This window comes from Planctomycetota bacterium (assembly GCA_039182125.1).
Classification (GTDB): Bacteria; Planctomycetota; Phycisphaerae; order Tepidisphaerales; family Tepidisphaeraceae; genus JBCDCH01.
Genome location: JBCDCH010000075.1, coordinates 1 through 19,181 on the forward strand (window position 1 = coordinate 1; position 19,181 = coordinate 19,181).

General features: G+C 64.8%; 19 protein-coding genes. 10 read left to right on the forward strand and 9 right to left on the reverse strand.

The genetic code is table 11. The annotated features are described in order from the left end of the window. Positions 1 to 2,145 (forward strand): S41 family peptidase (locus tag AAGD32_15545; GenBank protein ID MEM8875659.1); only part of this gene is annotated, 2,145 nt, incomplete at its 5' end. Between the two features lie 79 nt (positions 2,146 to 2,224). Further along, entirely contained in the window at positions 2,225 to 3,139 is a 915-nt protein-coding gene (locus AAGD32_15550) for a GIY-YIG nuclease family protein (protein ID MEM8875660.1), read from the forward strand. Between the two features lie 2 nt (positions 3,140 to 3,141). On the opposite strand, the gene AAGD32_15555 is transcribed toward AAGD32_15550, so the two are convergent. From AAGD32_15555 to rsmH, 5 genes are all read right to left on the reverse strand, one after another. Next, entirely contained in the window at positions 3,142 to 3,480 is a 339-nt protein-coding gene (locus AAGD32_15555; protein MEM8875661.1) for an STAS domain-containing protein, read from the reverse strand. 45 nt (positions 3,481 to 3,525) lie between these two features. Then, positions 3,526 to 5,286 carry a penicillin-binding protein 2 gene (locus AAGD32_15560; GenBank protein MEM8875662.1) on the reverse strand — a complete coding sequence of 587 codons (1,761 nt, stop codon included), beginning with the start codon at positions 5,284 to 5,286 and terminating at the stop codon, positions 3,526 to 3,528. A gap of 7 nt (positions 5,287 to 5,293) precedes the next feature. Continuing rightward, entirely contained in the window at positions 5,294 to 5,566 is a 273-nt protein-coding gene (locus AAGD32_15565; GenBank protein MEM8875663.1) for a hypothetical protein, read from the reverse strand. Between the two features lie 112 nt (positions 5,567 to 5,678). Next, entirely contained in the window at positions 5,679 to 6,497 is an 819-nt protein-coding gene (locus AAGD32_15570; protein MEM8875664.1) for a LysM peptidoglycan-binding domain-containing protein, read from the reverse strand. 38 nt (positions 6,498 to 6,535) lie between these two features. Next, positions 6,536 to 7,429: a 16S rRNA (cytosine(1402)-N(4))-methyltransferase RsmH gene (gene rsmH / locus AAGD32_15575; GenBank protein MEM8875665.1), complete on the reverse strand. Its 894-nt coding sequence runs from the start codon at positions 7,427 to 7,429 to the stop codon at positions 6,536 to 6,538. Between the two features lie 29 nt (positions 7,430 to 7,458). Here rsmH and AAGD32_15580 point away from each other — a divergent pair, with 29 nt between their 5' ends. The 5 genes from AAGD32_15580 (at position 7,459) to AAGD32_15600 (ending at position 12,456) form a co-directional block, all read left to right on the forward strand. Further along, positions 7,459 to 8,085 carry a LemA family protein gene (locus AAGD32_15580; protein ID MEM8875666.1) on the forward strand — a complete coding sequence of 209 codons (627 nt, stop codon included), beginning with the start codon at positions 7,459 to 7,461 and terminating at the stop codon, positions 8,083 to 8,085. A gap of 51 nt (positions 8,086 to 8,136) precedes the next feature. Continuing rightward, the gene (locus AAGD32_15585) at positions 8,137 to 10,104 is read left to right on the forward strand and encodes a M48 family metallopeptidase (protein MEM8875667.1); all 1,968 of its coding nucleotides are present in this window, start codon (positions 8,137 to 8,139) and stop codon (positions 10,102 to 10,104) included. After that, positions 10,101 to 11,201: a hypothetical protein gene (locus tag AAGD32_15590; protein ID MEM8875668.1), complete on the forward strand. Its 1,101-nt coding sequence runs from the start codon at positions 10,101 to 10,103 to the stop codon at positions 11,199 to 11,201. Before AAGD32_15585 ends, AAGD32_15590 begins: the two co-directional genes overlap by 4 nt. Before the next feature lie 98 nt (positions 11,202 to 11,299). Continuing rightward, complete coding sequence (locus tag AAGD32_15595; GenBank protein ID MEM8875669.1) at positions 11,300 to 11,518, forward strand: hypothetical protein; 219 nt, start codon at positions 11,300 to 11,302, stop codon at positions 11,516 to 11,518. Continuing rightward, entirely contained in the window at positions 11,515 to 12,456 is a 942-nt protein-coding gene (locus AAGD32_15600; GenBank protein ID MEM8875670.1) for a tyrosine recombinase, read from the forward strand. The genes AAGD32_15595 and AAGD32_15600 overlap by 4 nt, the downstream gene beginning before the upstream one ends. Positions 12,457 to 12,459: 3 nt before the next feature. Here AAGD32_15600 and AAGD32_15605 read toward each other — a convergent pair whose 3' ends face one another. Together AAGD32_15605 and AAGD32_15610 are read right to left on the reverse strand one after the other, a co-directional pair. After that, positions 12,460 to 12,672, reverse strand: coding sequence for a hypothetical protein (locus AAGD32_15605; GenBank protein MEM8875671.1), 213 nt, complete (start codon positions 12,670 to 12,672; stop codon positions 12,460 to 12,462). 12 nt (positions 12,673 to 12,684) lie between these two features. Then, a complete protein-coding gene (locus AAGD32_15610) occupies positions 12,685 to 13,104 on the reverse strand; it encodes a hypothetical protein (GenBank protein MEM8875672.1) in 420 nt (139 codons plus the stop codon). Positions 13,105 to 13,286: 182 nt separating this feature from the next. Here AAGD32_15610 and queA point away from each other — a divergent pair, with 182 nt between their 5' ends. After that, on the forward strand, positions 13,287 to 14,306 hold the full coding sequence (queA, locus tag AAGD32_15615) for a tRNA preQ1(34) S-adenosylmethionine ribosyltransferase-isomerase QueA (protein ID MEM8875673.1): 1,020 nt from the start codon (positions 13,287 to 13,289) through the stop codon (positions 14,304 to 14,306). Between the two features lie 17 nt (positions 14,307 to 14,323). Beyond that, on the forward strand, positions 14,324 to 15,355 hold the full coding sequence (gene ruvB, locus AAGD32_15620) for a Holliday junction branch migration DNA helicase RuvB (protein ID MEM8875674.1): 1,032 nt from the start codon (positions 14,324 to 14,326) through the stop codon (positions 15,353 to 15,355). A gap of 74 nt (positions 15,356 to 15,429) precedes the next feature. Here ruvB and AAGD32_15625 read toward each other — a convergent pair whose 3' ends face one another. Both AAGD32_15625 and AAGD32_15630 read right to left on the reverse strand, forming a co-directional pair. Further along, positions 15,430 to 16,281: a TIM barrel protein gene (locus AAGD32_15625; protein MEM8875675.1), complete on the reverse strand. Its 852-nt coding sequence runs from the start codon at positions 16,279 to 16,281 to the stop codon at positions 15,430 to 15,432. A gap of 41 nt (positions 16,282 to 16,322) precedes the next feature. Then, on the reverse strand, positions 16,323 to 17,156 hold the full coding sequence (locus AAGD32_15630; GenBank protein ID MEM8875676.1) for a hypothetical protein: 834 nt from the start codon (positions 17,154 to 17,156) through the stop codon (positions 16,323 to 16,325). Positions 17,157 to 17,219: 63 nt separating this feature from the next. Between AAGD32_15630 and carB the strand changes: the two genes are divergently transcribed. Continuing rightward, the coding region (gene carB, locus AAGD32_15635) for a carbamoyl-phosphate synthase large subunit (GenBank protein ID MEM8875677.1) at positions 17,220 to 19,181 on the forward strand (1,962 nt) is incomplete at its 3' end.

Genomic DNA, 19,181 nt, shown 5'->3' on the forward strand with positions numbered 1-19,181 from the left:
CAGATGCGTGACTGGATTCACGACTTCAAGGCCCAGCGCGAGAAGTTCGAGGACGGCCGACGCAAGGAACTCGAGAAGCAAATCGCCCGGGTGCGGATGCTCGACGAAGCGGGTTACCTCGATTACGCGGTGCAGTTCACCGGCGGAGCGTCAAGGCTCGCGAACGATGCCGATGAGTTTCGCGCCGAGCCGTGGGTGGATGACATGACCCGCCGGGCCGAAGCGCTCGCCGAGGAGTACGCGGCCAATCAACAGTGGGCCAAGGCCGTGACCGTGTACGCCGACCTGAACACGATCGACCCGTACAACGCTCGCTGGAACGAAAGGTTCAAGGACGCCGGCCGGCGTATTCGTCTGCTGGCGATGTACGGCCAAGCCCGGCTCGAAGAAGTGCAGAACGCCGAGCAGGCCCGCCGCGACGAGGTGACCGATCTGCTCGACGCGTTCAACGAAAAATGGGACGCCGAGCACGCCGAGCACGCCGAGCACGCCGAGCACGCCGAGCACGCCGAGGAAAGCGACGAGACCGAGCAAGTCGAAGAAGCCGAGGACGCTCCCGCCACGCAGCCGGCCGAGGATGTTGCGGGTGAAGAAGCGGCCGAGGATGAACCGGCCATCGAGGAGGACGAGAGCGAGTTCGGCACCGACTGGCGTGACACGCTCAAGGACGTCAACCGTTCCATGGTCGAGGAAGCCCTGGAGTTCGCTTACCAGCGTTACCGCCAAAACGTCAGCTACCGCGAACTGGTGCTCGGCGGCCTCGAAGGCATCGACGCGCTGCTCACGACCCTGGGCGTCGAGGAGTCGTTCCCGCGGATCAGCGACGCCGAGTCGCTTGAAACGCTACGCACCGCCGTGGGCATCGCGATGGAAAACGCGCGTACCCAGAACGTCGATCGCAACTTCGTCTGGCGCACCCTGCAACGGCTCGAAGACGTCAACGCCCGCTCGGTGGAGTTGCCGACCGAGGTCCTCCACGCCGAGTTTGCCGATGGCGCGTTCGGCGAACTCGACCAGTTCTCTTCCATGATCTGGCCCAGCGAGGTCGCCGAGTTCAACAAGAACACCCAGGGCAGCTTCTTCGGCGTGGGCATCTCCATCCGCACCAGCCCCGAGGGCGATCTCACCGTCGTCAGCCCGCTGGAAGACTCTCCGGCCTACGAGGCCGACATTCGTGCCGACGACATCATCACGCACATCGACGGCAAGCGTGCCAAGAACATCACCACCGCCCAAGCTGTCAAGACCATCACCGGCCCGCGCGGCACCGATGTCACGCTCACCATCAAGCGCGAAGCCGATGACGGCACTAAGTCCTTCGACGTCACGCTCACCCGTAGCAAGATCGACGTGAAAAGCATCAAGGGCTGGCGTCACCTGCCCGGCGGCGGTTGGGAATACCTCATCGACGACGAGCAGAAGATCGGCTATCTGCGGATCACCCAGTTCTCGGCCAGCACCACGCGAGACCTGCGTACCGCGCTCAAGCAGCTCGAGTCCGAAGGTGCCCGTGGCGTGATCCTCGACTTGCGTGACAATCCGGGTGGCCTGCTCAGCAGCGCGGCCGAGGTTGCCGACATGTTCCTCGACGGTGGTCGCATCGTCTCGACCAGATCTGATCGCGACTTCCGCGAGCAGGCCGTTCTCGACGCCCGCAAGCAACGCTCGGACATCGACCTGCCCATGGCCGTGCTCATCAACGAGATGTCGGCCAGCGCCAGCGAGATCGTCAGCGGCGCTCTCCGTGATCGTGACCGCGCGACCGTCGTCGGCAAGCGCACCTTCGGCAAGGGCAGCGTGCAGATGCTCTTCCCCGTCGGCCGCGGTGCCGCCCGGCTCAAGCTCACCACCAGCCACTACTACCTGCCCGATGGCGAGTCGATCCACAAGGACGAACTCGATCGCGAGTGGGGCGTCGACCCCGATCTGGAAATCGACATGACGGTCGCCCAGCTCATCGAAGCCCGCGAGGCTCGCAATGACCTCGACGTGCTCCAGAAGCTCGACGAGAACACCCCGGACACCCGTCCGATCGACGAGCTCCAACAGAACCTGCTCGACAGCGACCCCCAGCTGAGCGCGGCCTTGCTGGTCCTACGCCTCCAACTCGTCGCCGACGAAAACGAAGTCGCCGTGCGGGAGTGACGCGTCGACTGGATGCCCATTTATGGGTCATCTTTTTTGTGCATACACCAGTGGTATTTACGGACCAGTATCCTCATCAATGAGTACGCATCGACTTGGCAAGACGCTTCGGATCTACCTTCTCGACGGCTCTTCAAATGGCCCGACAATGGCGGAGATTATTAACTGGACAGGGCAGGTGATCGCGCTGCCACGAGCCCAGTTAGCTGATATGGCGGGCCGGGAAGAACTGAGGCGTACCGGCATTTACATTCTTGTCGGCCTAGTCGGCGACCGGGAGCAGATTTATATCGGTGAAGGTGACGATGTATTCGACCGGCTTAAAGCCCATGATCGGGATCCAAGTAAAGACTTCTGGACTCGCGCCGTTACGGTGACGAGCAAGGACTTCAATCTTACGAAGTCGCACGGTCGATTTTTGGAGTGCCGTCTGATCGGTCTCGCGCAGAGCGCTGATCGGGTCGTAGTGTCGAATGGCACATCCCCGGATACGAAGCCCCTTCCCGAGCCGGATGTAGCTGATATGGAGTACTTTCTCGATCAGATCGAGTTGGTGCTGCCCGTGCTTGGATTTGATTTCCTGCGGGAGCAAGCGAAGCCCGATGCCGAGTCGGTGACCGATGATCTACTGACCCTGACGATGACAGATGCCGGTGCTGAAGCTCATGCGCAGGAACGTGACGGAGTCTTCATCGTTATGAAAGGGTCAACCGCAAGAATCAAAACGGCTCCGTCGCTGGACAACAATATTAAGGTTCGAGACGAGCTTGTAGCGAGTAAACGGCTCATACCGAAGGATGATCATCTATTCGAATTCGCCTCGGATGTGGAGTTTTCGAGTCCGAGTTCCGCAGCAACCGTGGTTGCTGGCGGTAATAGGAACGGCCGGATAACGTGGCAGCTCCCAGATGGTCGGACATATTCTGATTGGAAAACACAGCAGATTGAAGCAGCCGAGCGCAATAGTGCTTCCTCTGATTTGAATCGACGATGACCTCACTCCTCGATCGCCAGCTGGGCCAGCGCCATCGGCAGGTTCTCGGCGAAGTCGAAGAGTTTGTCGATGCCGGTGACGGTGAAGGTGCTGAGGATCTTGGGGCCGACGCTGCTGAGGAGGATGTTCTTCTCGGCGTCGCGGTCGCGGAGTTCGTTGCGCAGGCGGAGGATGCCCGCGAGGTTGCTCGAGGAAACGAACGTCACCTCGGCGAAGTCTAGGATGACGTCGCACGGGTCGGTCTCGATCCGCGCGACGATGCTGTCCAGATCGTCGGCCAGGACCGGATCGTCCCGCAGACGGCCCACCAATACGCTCTCCGACCATTGCTCGATCGCCATGCGTGCCACGTTACCGGTAGGCGACGGTGTTGGGAAGCCGTCGAGTCACTGCGAGCGCATGCCGTGGAGTTGTCGTTTGACGTCGGCGGGGTACTCGGGGAGTTCTTGGCTGGGCGGGACTTCGAGGTAGGCCAGGGAGCGTTCGAGGATACGGCCGGCGGTGGGGGCGGCGACGATGCCGCCGAAGTGGGCGACGGACTTGTCCGGCTCGTGCACGACCAGCGCGATGGTGAGGCGCGGCGCTTCGTACGGGCCGCCGCCGACGAAGCTGGCGGCGTAGTGCTCCTCGTCGTACTTGCCGTCGACGGCCTGGTGGGCGGTGCCGGTCTTGCCGAAGAAGTGGTAGGTGTCGGAGCGGGCCTTCTTGCCGGTACCGCGGACGGGGACGTCGGCCATGATGCGGCGCAGCCACGCGGCGGCCTCGGGGGAGACGGCTTGCCGCATGGGCTTGCTCGGCTCGGGCATGAGCCCGCCGTTCTCGTCGAGCGTGCCCTTCACCACGCGCGGCGTCGGCAGCCAGCCGTTGTTCGCGATCGCACTCACCGCCCGCACCAACTGCAACGGTGTCGCGAGCATCTCGTAGCCCTGGCTGATCGACTCGGTGGAGTACTTGGTCCAACGTCGCAGCGGCAGGACCATGCCGGCCCCCTCGCCGGGCAGTCCAAGTCCGCCGCGCTGGCCGAAGCCGAAGTCGCCCAGCGCGTCGTGCAGGCCGTCGTTGCCCATGCGGTTGCCGAGCATGCTCATGCCGACGTTCGAGCTTTTGACGACGACGTCCCAGGTGTTGAGGTTGTGGTAGCCGTAGACGTCGGTGATCGTTCGGCCGTAGCTGGTGCGCCAGGTCGCGCCGTTGATGGGCCAGACCTCGGCGGGGGTGGTGAGCCCGTCGTCGATGGCGGCGGCGACGATGAACGGCTTGAGCACCGAGCCGGGCTCGTAGGGGTCGACAATCGCGCGGTTGCGGCGCAGGTCGGTCTGGACGTCGCCGGGTGCGGACGGGTCGTAGCTGGGCCAGACGGCGAGTGCGACGATGTCGCCGGTGCGCGGGTCCATGACGACGGCTTGGCCGGTCTTGGCGTTGTGCTCGCGGCAGGTCGCGGCGAGCTCTTCCTCGACGATGCGTTGGATGTTGGCGTCGAGGGTGAGGACCAGGTGCCGGCCGTGGTGGGGCGGGGTGAGGTCGGCGGCGGCGAGCAGCAGCGGGCGTCGGCGTGCGTCGAGGACCTGGCGGGTCTTGCCGGGCGTGCCGTGGAGGGTGCCGTCGCGGGCGAGTTCGATGCCTTCGAGGCCGTTGCCGTCCGAGCCGACCGAGCCGAGCACGTGTGCCGCGAGCGAGCCGGCCGGGTAGAGCCGGCGGGGCGAGTCGGAGAGGCCGATGCCCTTGATGCCGATGTCGGCGATCGCGCGGCGTTGGTCTTCCGCAAGGTGCTCGGCGATAACGACGAACCGCGCGTCGGGCCGGCGGCCGATCTTCTGGGCCAGCGTCAGCGGATCGACGAGCAGGATCTCGGCCAATGCGTCGATCGCGGCGTCGCGGTCGGCGGGGTCGGGGTTCTGTTCGAGGAAGAACTTGGGATCGACGAACGCGTCCTGTGCGGTGACGTTGGCGGCGAGCAGTTGGCCGCGGGCGTCGAAGATGCTGCCGCGGCGGGCGGCGAGGGTCGCGGTGGCGTCGTGTTGCCGCTCGGCATACTCGGCCGCCGTTGCGCCGGCGGACTGAAGAAACGCCGTCCGCCCCAGCAACCCGCCTAGCGCAAGCGTCAGCGCACCCAGCACCAACGCAGCTCGTCTCGGGCGGACTTCCACGGGTCTGTTATCGGACGGAAGCCTGGCCGGCCAACACCGCATCCCAGGCGGAATCTTCGTCGAACCTGGGCATCGGCACGTCGAGTTGGTGCTCGATCGCGCCGGGGGCGAGGTTGGCACCGATGAGTACTTGCTGCTGGAAGAGCGTGCGCTGGGTGTTGCGGATGTCGCGGTGCAGGCGGAGCGTGTCGCTGCGGACGGCGGCCTGCTGCTGGCGGATCTGCAACAGGATCGCCAGCACGGCCACGATCGCGAGGATGGTGAGGATCAGTTTCGGCATCACGCTTCCGTCATCCTGAGCGAAGTCGAAGGATCTAGCTTCGTAAGCCCAGCGGCTGAATCGAGCGGTCGGTGTCCGAAGCTAGATCCCTCGGCTGCGCTCGGGATGATATTCAGGGCAACCGCAGCTTCATCCCGACTTTGACGATGTCCTTGCCGCCAAGGACGTCGGCGTTGAGTTCCATGATCTCATCGACCAGCGACGCATCGCCGCAGACGCGGTCGGCGATGCGCCAGAGGCTGTCGCCGGGCTGAACTTCGTAGACCTCGCCGTCGATCGCGGGGGTCGGAGCGACTTCGCGCGGCTTGATCGACGGTTTGATCGTGGTCGGCTTCGCGCCGCCGGCGGGCACCTGGTACGTTACACCCAGCAGCAGCTTGTCGGGGTTCTTGCGCAGCGACGGGTTCAGCGCGATGATGATCTCGCGGTTCTCCGGCGTGTCGGCACCGAGGAACGTGTGGGCGAGCTTCGAGAGCGAATCGCCTTTCTTGACGGTGTATTCCTGAACGGCGACGGACTCGGTGACGAGGCCGCCTTCTTCGACAACGTTGGTCGGGGTCGGCTCCGGCTCGGGCTCGACGTTCTCGGCGTCCGGGACGAACGTGTCCCACGCGTCCTCGCGGGGCGACTCGTGCCGGGCCAGCGGGGCGGCGTCGGCGTCGTAGATCGGGGCCATCGCGAAGTGGCTCGGCTCCTGCTCGTCTTGGGGCACCGACGCCGCGACCAGCGTGTCGGGCTGACGCATCTCGAAGATCGGTGCGACGTCGTCGTTGTCCGGGGCCGAGAGCGCGGCGGCGACGTCGTTGGCGGCGGTCTCCAGCGGCGCTTCGGGCGGTCGGGCCGCGCTGGAGACGTGGTCGGAGAGCAGAATGCCGACGACGAGAAGGAAGGCGAGGCCGACGAGGAGGCCGATCTTGGTTTCGCGGGTCATGGGATGGCGCCAACTACGGATACGGGGGATATGGCCCGTCATCCGACACGACGGGCCCCGCGCAGCTTGGCCGACCTGGATCGCGGGTTGGCGGTCAGTTCCGCCTCGCCGGGGGTGATGGGTCGCTTGGTGAGCTTCTCGAGAAGCCCGAGCGACGACCACTCGTTGAGCCGGTGCTTGACCGGCCGGTCCTCGTGGCTGTGGAAGCTGATCAACCCGCAACGCCCGCCGGATGACAAAACCTGCGGCACCGAGTCGAGCAGCGCTTCCAGATTCTCCCGCTCACGGTTGACCGCCATCCGAAGTGCCTGGAACGTCCGCGTCGCCGGGTGGATCCGTTTGTCGTGGAGCCGCTTCGGAATCGCGAAACGCACCAGCTCTGCAAGCTGCGCTGTTGTTCTGATCGGCGCTTGGCGTCGGGTTTCGACAATCCTTTTCGCGATGCGTCGGCTGAAACGCTCGTCGCCGTTCTGGTAGATCAAGTCGGCGAGCTGTTTCTCGGGCGTGGTTCGGAGGATGTCCGCGGCCGTGGTGCGCAGGTCCGGGTCGAGCCGCATGTCGAGCGGTCCGTCGACGGAGAACGAAAGGCCGTGCGTGTCGGAGGTGAGCTGGTTGGTCGAGACGCCCAGGTCGGCGAGGAGGACGTCGACGCTGCGGTCGCCGAGGATGTCACGGAGGGTGCCGAAGTTGGCGTGGTGAAGTTCAACCTTGCACGGGGCTTCGGCGAGGCGACCCTCGGCGTACTCGAGGTTGCGTGGGTCGGCGTCGAGGGCGATGAGCGTGCCGGCCGGGCCGAGGCGCTGGGCGATGGCAAGTGCGTGTCCGCCGCGGCCGAGCGTGCAGTCGACCGCCACCTCGCCGGCCTGCAGGGCGAGCAGGTCGAGCACCTCGTCCATCAGCACCGGATCATGACCGTGCGGCGATTCTTCCACGCGACACCGTAGTCGTTATCGTGGCCATCATGCTCTGGTGGCTCATCGGCGGATTCATCGTGGTGCTGGTCGTGCTCATCGGCGTCGTCGCCGGGATCTACAACCGGCTCGTCCGCCTTCGCCAACGCGTCCGCAACGGTTTCTCGCAGATCGACGTTCAACTCAAACGCCGACACGATTTGATCCCCAACCTCGTCGAGACCGTCAAGGGCTACATGACCCATGAGAAGGAGACGCTTGAGCGCGTGATCCAGGCCCGCAACGCCGCCGTCGCCGATGCGGGCAGTGCCGACCCTGAGTCGCTGGCCAAGCTCGCCGGCAGCGAAAACCTGCTGATGGGTCTGCTCTCGAAACTGATGATCCGCGTCGAGGACTACCCCGACCTCAAGGCGTCGACCAACGTCTCTCAACTCATGGAAGAGCTCAGCACCACGGAAAACCGCGTCGCCTTCGCCCGCCAGGCGTACAACGACTCCGCCACGACGTACAACACGCAACGCCAGACGTTTCCGACGGTCCTGCTCGCGGGGCTGTTCGGGTTCCACGCCGTGGACCTGTGGACCGTGCAGGACGACGCCGAGCGAGCGAATCCGAATGTCGAGTTCCCGAATGACGAAGGAAGCCCGGATGCCGAAATCCGAAGGTCGGTAACGTAGGCCGACGCCGACATTCGCCACTCGAGAACTCGACATTCGTCATTTCACCCCATGGATTTCTTCGAGCACCAAGACGCCGCCCGTCGGAGCACGATCAAGCTCGTGGTGCTGTTCCTGTGCGCCGTGGTCGGGATCGTGATCGCGGTGAACGCGGTCGTGCTGATTGGTTGGAACATCTGGTTTTCCGATCCGGTGCAACTCGTGCCGCCCGGTCGAGAACAAGCACGGCGGTTGATGGATGGGCAACCGGTTCAGAGCTTGTCAGGCGGCTGGCGGTGGTTCCAACCGTGGCCCATCGGGATTGCGACACTTGCCACGCTGCTCGTCATCAGCGAACGCATGTTCACCAAGTCTTTGCAGCTCCGCGGCGGCGGCGGGGCGGTCGCGCAGATGCTCGGCGGTACGCCGCTCACCCATGCGACCAATCCGACCGAGAAGAAACTCCAGAACGTCGTTGAGGAAATGTCGATCGCGTCAGGCTGCCCGCAGCCGGAGCTCTACGTCATGCGTGACGAGCCGGGCATCAACGCCTTCGCCGCCGGCACCACGCCCGACAACGCCGCCATCGGCGTCACGCGCGGCTGCCTCGAAGCGCTCACCCGCGACGAACTCCAGGGCGTCGTCGCCCACGAGTTCTCCCACATCCTCAACGGCGACATGCGGCTCAACAGCCGACTCATCGGCGTGATCTTCGGCATCTCCGGTATCGGCATGCTCGGGCTCGTGCTGATCCGCAGTCTCGCCTACACCGGCAGCGCCTACAGCCGACGCCGAAAGAACGACGACGGTCGCGCGATCATCGTCATCCTCGTCGCCGGCCTCACGCTGGCGGCAATCGGGTACATCGGGGTGTTTTTCGGTCGCATGATTCAGTCGGCAATAAGTCGGCAGCGCGAATTCCTTGCCGACGCGTCGGCCGTGCAGTTCACACGCAATAAGGACGGCATCGCCGACGCGCTCAAGAAGATCGGCGGCGTCGCCGGGCAGGGGGCGGTTCGCAACCCCCACGCCGGCGAGATCGCGCACATGTTCTTCGCCACCGGTTTCTCAACCGGCCTGAGCCGACTCGCCGGTAGCCTGTTCGCGACGCACCCGCCATTGGACGTGCGGATCAAACGCATCGACCCCGCGTGGGACGGCAAGCTCAAGCCGGTCGAGGGGCGCAAGCCGTTTGCCGGTGCCGCGTTCGCCGGCGAGACCGCGATGCCGCTTAGCGACGTGACCCGGCGTGTCGGCCGGATCGAGCCCGAGGCGGTCGCGTTCGCCGGCAAGCTGATCGAGTCGCTGCCCGAGGAGTTGATCGAAGCGACACGTGAGCCGTATAGCGCGCGGGCGGTGTGCTTCGCGATGCTGCTCGACGAAGACGAGATCGAGCGGGACAAACAGATGCGACTGTTCGAGAAGTTCGAGCCGCCGTTGGGGAAGGAGGCCCTGCGAATCGCGAAACTCGCCAAGCCGCTGGGCCCGGGCGGTCGGTTGCCGTTGGTGGATCTGTGCCTGCCGGCGCTGGGTCGGATGAGCGACTTGCAATCGGCGAACTTCTGCCGTCTTCTGCGGCAGCTCGTCGAGGCCGACGGCAATGTCACACCGTTCGAGTTCGCGCTCTACACGATCATCGTCCGCCATCTGCGCAGCTGTCCGACCAGCGGCGAGAAGAAGAAACGCAAGGCCGGCCAGATCCACTCGATCCGCCCGCTGCTGGACCCGATCCGACTGCTTTTGAGCGTGATGGCCAAGCGGTCGGATAATCCCAACGGTGCGTACAAGGCGGGGATGGCGCGGGTCGCGCCCGAGTTGGCCGATGAGCCGCGGCCGGAGCTGCCGATGAATCGGCTCACGCTTTCGCTGGACCAGTTGGACAAAGCGTCGCCGGGGATCAAGCGCCGTGTGCTCGATGCCGCGGCACACTGCGTTGCGGCCGACGGGGTGATCAACGTCCGCGAGGCGGAGCTGTTGCGTGGCGTGGCGGCGGCGTTGGACTTGCCGCTACCGCCGCTGGTGCGTGAGGCATTTTCATGAGTCTCGCGGACTTGCCGACTACGGTCGCGCCCGACGACGCGCCGGCGAAGCACGCGGTGTATCTGATGACCGACGCCGACGATCGGCCGGTGCAGTTGTTGGCGGTGAAGAACCTCCGTGCCTCGCTGCGCAACCGGTTGAGCGAGAAGGAAGGCAAGGCCGTTGACCTGAGCACGGTCGTCAAGGATGTGCATTACCGCCCGGTCAGCAGCACGTTTGAAGCCGATCTCGTTTGGCTCGAAGCGGCGCGCCGACACTTCCCCGACCGCTACGCCGGCTGGCTCGGCTTCCGTACCGCGTGGTGGGTCCACGTCAACCCCGACACCACCTATCCACGCTTCACCAAAACCACCGACCCGACGCTGAGCACCGGCATCTACGTCGGCCCGATCGGCGACAAGCACGACGCACAAAAACTCGTCCACAAGGTCGAGGCGTTGTTCGATCTGTGCCGCGATTATGGCGTCTTGCAGAAGGCGCCCGCCGGCGCGTGCAACTGGAAGCAGATGGGCCGGTGTGTTGGGCCGTGCGACGGGACGATCACGCTGGAGCAGTACGGCAAGATCGTCGCCGACGCCGCCGAGGCACTCGCCGTGCCGGAGTTAGCGACCGCGAAACTGCAAGGTGAGATGCTCGCGGCCAGCGGCGCGATGGACTTCGAGAAAGCCGCCGCAGTGAAAGCACGCATCGATGACATCGCGAAGCTCCGCAAGCACCCGTACAAGTTCATCGCCCCGATGACACGCTTCCGCTGGCTCGCCGTGATGCCCGGCCCGCGCAAGGGAACGGCGAAGCTGTTCACCGCGATACCGACGCAGTTCGACGTCGCCGGCGTGATCGACGACCCCAAGCAGGCGTCGGCGTTGCTGCGACACCTCCTCGAAACGCCCGACCCTGAGCGGCCGACAGATGCCGCCGGCCTTGAACGCATGTCGCTCTTTACGCACCATCAAACGATCGCCAAAGCCAAGCAGGAGGGGGTGTTCCTTCGTTTGGATGAGTTTGACGACAGAGCGTTACGAAACGCATTCAAGAAAGTGGCCGCCCGTGAAGTCGCCGAGAGTGATGACGAAGGCGCGACGCGGGAAGTTTCGTGACCTTCGTGGGTCTGTCCATTCAAGTGAACAGCCCATGCCAGAAAAACTGTCCGATTTGGAGAAGCTTCGCCGATGCTTTTCCAATCCGGGAGATGCTCATGGCCGACCACTGCCCATTCGTGAATCGTGACGACAAACGCTGCTCGAACGCGTTCCGATTGAATCGGCTTTCGTTCACTTACAGCCACTGTTTCAGCGACTACGCCACATGCCCGACCTACGCCCAGTTGCTCGACGAACGACGCGAAGCTCGGGCCAAGGCCGCTTTCGTGACGTTGCGCGTCCGGAAGCCGATCAAGCGCCAGATCGCGGCCTGACGCAGACGCTCGTTGAGCAGTTTCTCACGCACCTGAAGATCGAGCGTGGCTTGGCGGAAAACACGCTGCTGGCATATCGCCGAGACCTAGCGGACTTGCAAAGCGAGTTGCCGCCGAAGGTCGAAATTCACCTCGCCGGCGCCGAGCGGTTGCGGGCGTACCTCATGGAGCTTCGCCAGCATGGCGCGGCGACCCGCACCGTCGCCCGCCGGCTCGCTGCCTTGCGGTCTTACCTGAAATGGCTCGAGACCCAGGGCCACGACACCGCGTACCTGCTCGAAATGCTCGATCGGCCCAAGCCGGAGAAGCTGCTACCCAAGACGCTCTCCAAGCGCATGGTCACCAAGCTGGTCCTTACGCCCAGCACGACCCAGTCGATGGACGACACGCCAACGGATGGCAAGCCGAAAGACCCCAAGACGCAGCAACTCGCCACGCGTGACCGGGCGATGCTCGAACTGCTCTATGCTTGCGGCCTGCGGGCGACCGAACTTTGCGAACTGAAGCTGCCCAACGTCAACATTGAAGCGGCGGCATTACGCGTCGTCGGCAAGGGCAGCAAGGAGCGACTCGTTCCGATCGGCAACGCGGCGCGGGACACCATTGCGGTCTATCTCGACGAAGTGCGACCGCATTTGGTCGCTAAGAACAAAAAAAAGCACCAGTTCCTTTTCGTCAGCCACACCGGAAAGCCGCTCGAACGGGTCGCGCTTTGGCAGATCGTCAAGAAGCACGCCAAGGCCAGCGGGTTGTGGAACGAGGTGAGTCCCCACGTTCTGCGTCACTGTTTTGCCACGCATTTGCTCGGCGGCGGGGCGGACCTGCGTGTGGTTCAAACGCTTCTTGGCCACGCCGATGTCGGCACGACGCAGGTCTACACGCACGTCGACGGCGATCGCCTCAAGGACATCCACAAGAAATTCCACCCGCGTGGCTGATCGCTATGCCGCGCAGCGCTCGGGCAGCCGTTGGCAGTGCAACACCAGCGCAACGAAGATGTGGCGCAGCCGATCTTCTTCGACGGTTTGTAGAAACTCATCGCTGAAATCGACGGGAAACTGTGCGTCGTAATCACGCAACGCATCGATCAGCGCGTTGCGGCCCATCTCGGCGATATCGGTGATCGCATGATTCACTTCGTTTTCGCTGAGCATGTGGTCCGTCGATCAGAGGAACTGGTCGATAAGCGATCCGCTGCCGGCGATCGGCGGGCGATACGCGCTCTCGAGCCTGTTCGATTTATCGACGATCGGGGGGGATTCCTGAACCGGCGGAAGCGCTTCCCATACTTTCGGAGCAGCCGGCGTGTCACGATGCACCACCACGGGTTCGACGTGGACATCGACCTTGGCGAGCGGGTGATGGACCTTGCGGGGCTCGATGCGGGGTTGGGGCTCGACGGTGTGCCGAGGTTCGAAGCGATCCACGGGGCGATCGGCCGATAACGGACGCGGCATCTGCACCGTGCCGAGGGGGCCCGGGCGACCGCCGGCCGCGAGCAGGTTCGCCCGGATCGCGCCGGTGAGCCCCTGCACGAGTTTCAGGTCGAAGTACGGTCCGATGAGTTGCGGCGCGAGCGGCGGCATGCCGAAGCTGTTGCAAAGGCGTGCCAATACGTGGGAATGCCGATACGGGTCGGCGAATGCGCCGGATGATGCGTCGAAACAACACGCGGGGCTCCGAAAGCCCACGGCTTCAGCCGTGGGTTGGCCGTCGGTCCCTACGCGCCGCCCCACGCCTGAAGGCGTGGGCTTTCGTACGATTTCCCGTGCGCACCGCCGACCTTGATTTCGATCTTCCACCAGAACTGATCGCCCAGGAACCGCCGCCGGTGCGGTCGGACGCCCGCATGTTGCACTTCGACCGAACGACCGGCCGCATCGCTCACCGGCAGGTCCGTGACCTACCGAGTATTTTGCGCACCGATGACTTGTTGGTCTTCAACGACACGAAGGTCATCCCCGCCCGGTTCACGCTTCGTAAACCGACCGGCGGCCTGATCGAAGCGTTGTGGCTCGCCGGCGAGGACAAACGCTGGCAGGTCTTGCTCAAGAACCTCGGGCCGGTCGACCCGGACGCGACGCTCGCCTTCGTCGCCGATCCGGGGGTCACGCTGCGTGTCGTGGCAAAGCGCGAACATGACGGGTACGACGCAGAGTGTTCGCACGACGCTTCGGTGCTCGACCGCGTCGGCCGGATGCCGTTGCCCCCTTACATCAAGCGAGCCAAGGGGAGCGACGGGCGCGACGAGGCGGACCGCGAACGCTATCAGACGGTGGTTGCCGATGTGGGTCGGAGCGTGGCCGCGCCGACGGCCGCACTGCATTTCGATCCGCCGCTGCTCGCTGCGCTGAGTGAAGCAGGGGTGCCGCGGACGAGCGTGAACCTCGAAGTCGGCATGGGTACGTTCAAGCCGGTGACTGCCGAAGACCTCGACGCCCACGACATGCACAGCGAGCGGTGGCGAATCGAGCCAACAGCGGCCGACGCGATCAACGTTTGCCGAGGACGGATCATCGCGATCGGGACCACGAGTTGTCGTACGCTCGAGTCCCAACCGACCGGCGACATCCGGCCCGGCTCCGGCGAAACCGACCTGCTCATCCAACCGCCGTACACGCCCCGGCACGTCGACGCGCTTCTCACCAACTTCCACCTGCCCAAGTCGACGCTCATCGCGCTCGTCGACGGCTTCATCGGCACGGAGGCCCGCCGACGCGTGTACGTCGAAGCTATCGAGCAACGCTACCGGTTCTTCTCTTACGGCGACTGCATGTTGATCGAGTGAGCCGTACGATGCGGGCCATGGCCCGCGAACGCATCCTCTCCGGCGAAGTCGCCAGCGAAACCGAGAAGACGCTCAACCTCGCGCTGCGGCCCGAGCGGTTCGTGGATTACGTCGGGCAGCCGGACCTGATTCGCAAGCTCAAGATCGCCACCGGCGCGGCCAAGGGTCGCGGCGAGCCGGTCGACCATGCTTTGCTCCACGGCCCGCCCGGGCTCGGCAAGACGACGCTCGCTCACGTCATCGCCAACGAGATGGACGCCAACGTCCATGTGACCAACGGTCCCGCGCTAACGAAGGGCACGGATCTGGTTGGGATTCTCTCCAACCTCAAGGCCGGTGATGTCCTGTTCATCGACGAGATCCATCGCCTCTCCGCTGTCGTCGAGGAGTACCTCTACCCGGCGATGGAGGACTTCAAGGTCGACATCACGATCGACACCGGCAACCACGCCCGGGTCGTCACGATCCCCGTTCAGCCCTTCACGCTCATCGGCGCGACGACGCGGCTCGGCCTGCTGACCGGCCCGTTGCGTGGCCGCTTCGGCATCAGCGAGCACCTTGAGTTTTACCAGCCGACCGAGTTGCAGACGATCTTGCACGCCAACACACACCAACTGAAGCTCGAAGCCGAGCCGGCGGCGCTCGACGAGCTCGCCCGTCGCAGTCGTGGCACGCCGCGCGTTGCTAACCGCCTGCTACGCCGCGTGCGTGACTTCGCCGCCATTGAGGGTGACGGGCCCATTACGCACGACCTGACTCAGGCCGCGCTCAAGCTCGAGGGCATCGACGCGGCCGGCCTCGACGAGCAGGACCGCACCTACCTCCGCACGATCATCGACATTTACGACGGCGGCCCCGTCGGCGTCGAAGCCGTCGCGGCCACGATGGGTGAGGAACGCGATACGCTCGAAGACGTCATCGAGCCGTATCTGTTGCAGAACGCGTTCGTGACCAGAACCCGCCAGGGTCGCCGCGCGACGGCGAAAGCCTACGACCACCTCGGCCGCCCGCAGCCCGCACCCGAGCCGACGATGTTCGATGGACAGTGACACAAAAGCCCACGGCTTCAGCCGTGGGTCGGCTGATGGTCATGCATGCAGACCCACGGCTGAAGCCGTGGGCGTTAGATGTCACGGAGCACGCCGAGGGCGGCGGCGTTGGCGACGCCCATCGCGCCGGTGTAGTTGGCTTCGCTGAGCAGGGCCAACAGTTCGCGCCAGTCGACGTCGCCTTGGCCGAGCGGACGGGTCTGCGTGCGACCGCCGTCGCCGCGGGTGGCGTCGTTGCCTAGGACGTGGGCGAGTTGGCCGCCGAGGTCGTCGAGGAAGCCAGCGTTGCCGTGTGGGTCGTGCAGCGTCGCGACCGGGTCGAGCAACGCGCGGAACGCCGGTGCGTCGGCCCGACGTAGGGCGGCGTGGAGTTCGTTGGTGCCGCAGAGTGATGATCCGAGTGCGACGACCACGCTCGCCCGGTCGGCATGTTCGGCGACGAGCCGCAAGCCCTCGTCGGTGGCCGCGTGGTTGTTCGGATCGTCTTGCTTGGCGGGTGTTTTGCCGCCGCCACCAAAGAGCGCGATATCGTCGGCCGACGGCATCAACAATCCACCGACCGCTTCGGTCGGCTTCGCAATCGGCTCGACCAGGCTGAAGGTTGGCAGTCTGCCCAGGTCGACCGCGACGAGCTCGGCCTGCAGCAATCGGGCCGCGTCGATCGCGCGGTTGATTGAGTGCGCGTGGGGTTCGGGGTCATTGCCGAAGCCGGGAATCTGGCAGCGGATGCCGCAAAGGCGCAGGGCGTGGCGGGTGAGCAGGGCTTTGATCTCTCGGCTGCCGGTGGCGGTGAGCGCGCTGGCGTCGAGCCGGGCCGGCAGGGTGATGCCGTCCAAGCCGCCTTTGCGTGCGGCAGGCACCGCCGATCGCAGCCGATCCATCGATACGACGTGCTGTGCGACCGAGATCCCGTTTGGCAGAGGCATGAATGAGCTTATCGCGACAACCGCGTTGCGGAGCAACGCAGCTAGTGCGGTGTACTTTCTTCCGCAGCTGCGTTGCTCAGCAACGCGGTTTCGACATCGTCCACCAACTGCTGATACAGCGGGCCGACGTCGCCGGTCGGCTCGGGGTGTTTCTCGCGGAAGACTTGGTTGCGCGAGTGAGTGTGGTCGCACGCCCATTCGCCGAGGAACGTGCCCCACATGGCTGACGCCCGGCCGACCAGTCCGTCGTTGTCCCCCTCGGCCGCCGTGATGATGTTGTGGGAGAAACGCAACCCCGGAAACGTGTACTCGCGCTCACGCACCGCGGCCACGGAGAAGTACGGAAAGCCGGCAACATCCGGCGTCGCCTCGTTGAATGCTTCAGCCGCTTCGACGGTCAAGTCGTCGCTGCCGCGCAGGTCAATGCCGGTGATCCGGCGGAGGAAGTTACCGATGCCGCGCGTGGTCCTGCCAAATTTTCGCAGGACCCAGTCGGCAAACGGGCTGCCGCGGTGGGGCGTGGCGACGGTGGCCAGCGCGGCGATGTCGCCCGCGAGGCCGAGGTGGGTCAGCGCATGCCGCGTGTCGAGCCCGCCCATGCTGTGGGCGACGACAATCGGCTTTTTGTCGACGTCCCAATCGCGAATCTGCCGTACTAGCTTCGCCGCCCGCACCGACACCGGCCCGGCAAACGGCACGCTCGCCACCAGCACCGGATGTCCCGCGGCGTTGAGCGTCTTCTCCACGCCATAGAAGTACCGATGCCCGATCGGCCCGATCCGCGTGTTGCCGGTGCCGAAAAACCCATGGGCGAGCACGATCGGCATCTTCGCCGGGTCGCCGGGCAACACGTCAGGACTCGTCAGTTTCAGCACCACCAACGATATTCCGTTCGGTGCGTTGCCAAGCGGCACGGGCCCGCAATGATGTCCGAGTTTATGCCCAAGCGCACCGACCTCGAATCGATCCTCATCCTCGGCAGCGGGCCCATCGTCATCGGCCAGGGTTGCGAGTTCGACTACTCCGGCACCCAGGCGTGCCGCGCGCTCAAGGAAGAGGGCTACCGCGTTGTCCTGATCAACTCCAACCCGGCCACGATCATGACCGATCCGCAGTTCGCCGACGCGACCTACGTCGAGCCGATCACGATCGGGACGGTGGAGAAAGTCCTGCGGCGGGAGAAGGAGGCCGGTCGGCCGATCGACGCGGTGCTGCCGACGCTCGGCGGGCAGACGGGCTTGAACACCGCGATGGCCGCGTTCGATGCGGGCGTCTTCGAGAAGTACGGCGTCGAGATGATCGGCGCCGACCGCGAGGCGATCTTCAAGGGCGAAGACCGGCAGGTGTTCAAGGACCTCATGATCGAGATCGGGCTCAAGGTCCCGATGAGCAAGGTGGTTCACTCGCTGGAGGAGGGCGAGGAATGTCTGGACACGATCGGCCTGCCGTTGATCCTGCGGCCGGCGTTCACCCTCGGCGGTACCGGCGGCGGCATCGCGTACTCCGCCAGTGAGTATCGCGACATCCTCCAGCGCGGCCTAGACGCCTCGCCCGTGACGGAGGTGCTCGTCGAGCAGTCGGTCCTCGGCTGGAAGGAGTACGAGCTCGAAGTCATCCGCGACAAGGCCGACAACGCGATCGTCATCTGCTCCATCGAAAACATCGACGCGATGGGCGTGCACACGGGTGACTCCATCACCGTCGCCCCGCAGCAGACGCTGACCGACAAGGAGTACCAACGCATGCGCGACGCGGCGTTGGCGGTGATCCGCGCCGTCGGCGTCGAGACCGGCGGGTCCAATATCCAGTTCGGCGTCAACCCCGCCAACGGCGAGCAGGTCGTCATCGAGATGAATCCGCGGGTGAGCCGCAGCAGCGCGCTCGCGTCGAAAGCCACCGGCTTCGCCATCGCCAAGATCGCGGCGAAGCTCGCGGTCGGCTACACGCTCGACGAGCTACCCAACGACATCACCCGCAAGACCCCCGCCTGCTTCGAGCCGAGCATCGACTACGTTGTGGTGAAGTTCCCGCGCTGGACGTTCGAGAAGTTCCCCGAGACCGACGAGACGCTCACGACGCAGATGAAGTCCGTCGGCGAGGCGATGGCGATCGGCCGGACGTTCAAGGAGGCGTTCCAGAAGGGGATTCGATCGCTGGAAGTGAAGCGGTTCGGGTACGGGCTGGACAAGAACGACAAGTGGCTGAAGGCGGAGCGGAGTAGCGAGGAGCGAGTGGGCGAGAGCGAGGGTGAAGACAGGACGGTTCAAGGCGAGTCGGCGGCCGGCTCGTTCCCGATCCGCGACGACGTGCTCACTCGCAAGCTCCGCGTGCCGTCGCAGGGCCGGCTGTACTACGTTCGCTACGCGCTCAAGCAAGGCTGGAGTGTCGAGAAGATTCACGAGCTAACGAAGATCGACCCGTGGTTCCTCGGGCAGTTCGAGGAGTTGGTGGAGTTTGAGGACCACCTGCACCAAGAACAGTTAGTCGAAGAGTGGCTGACCAAAGCGAAACCGCTGGGCTACTCGGATCAACAGCTACAGTCAGTCTCCCCCGGCCCATCTTCGGGCATGAAGGGCTGGCGCGAGCTGTTCTTTGTCGAGCCCGTCTACAAGCTCGTCGACACCTGTGCTGCCGAGTTCGAGGCTGAGACGCCGTACTACTACTCGACGTACGAGACGCCCTTCTCGTGCAATGGCAAGCCGGTTATCGACGACGAAATCCGCATCAGCGACAAGCCCAAGGTCGTCATCATCGGCGGGGGGCCCAATCGCATCGGGCAGGGCATCGAGTTCGACTATTGCTGCGTGCAGGCGGCGTTCGCGATGCGGGAGCTGGGATACGAGTCGGTGATGATCAACTCGAACCCGGAGACCGTCAGCACCGACTACGACACGAGCGAC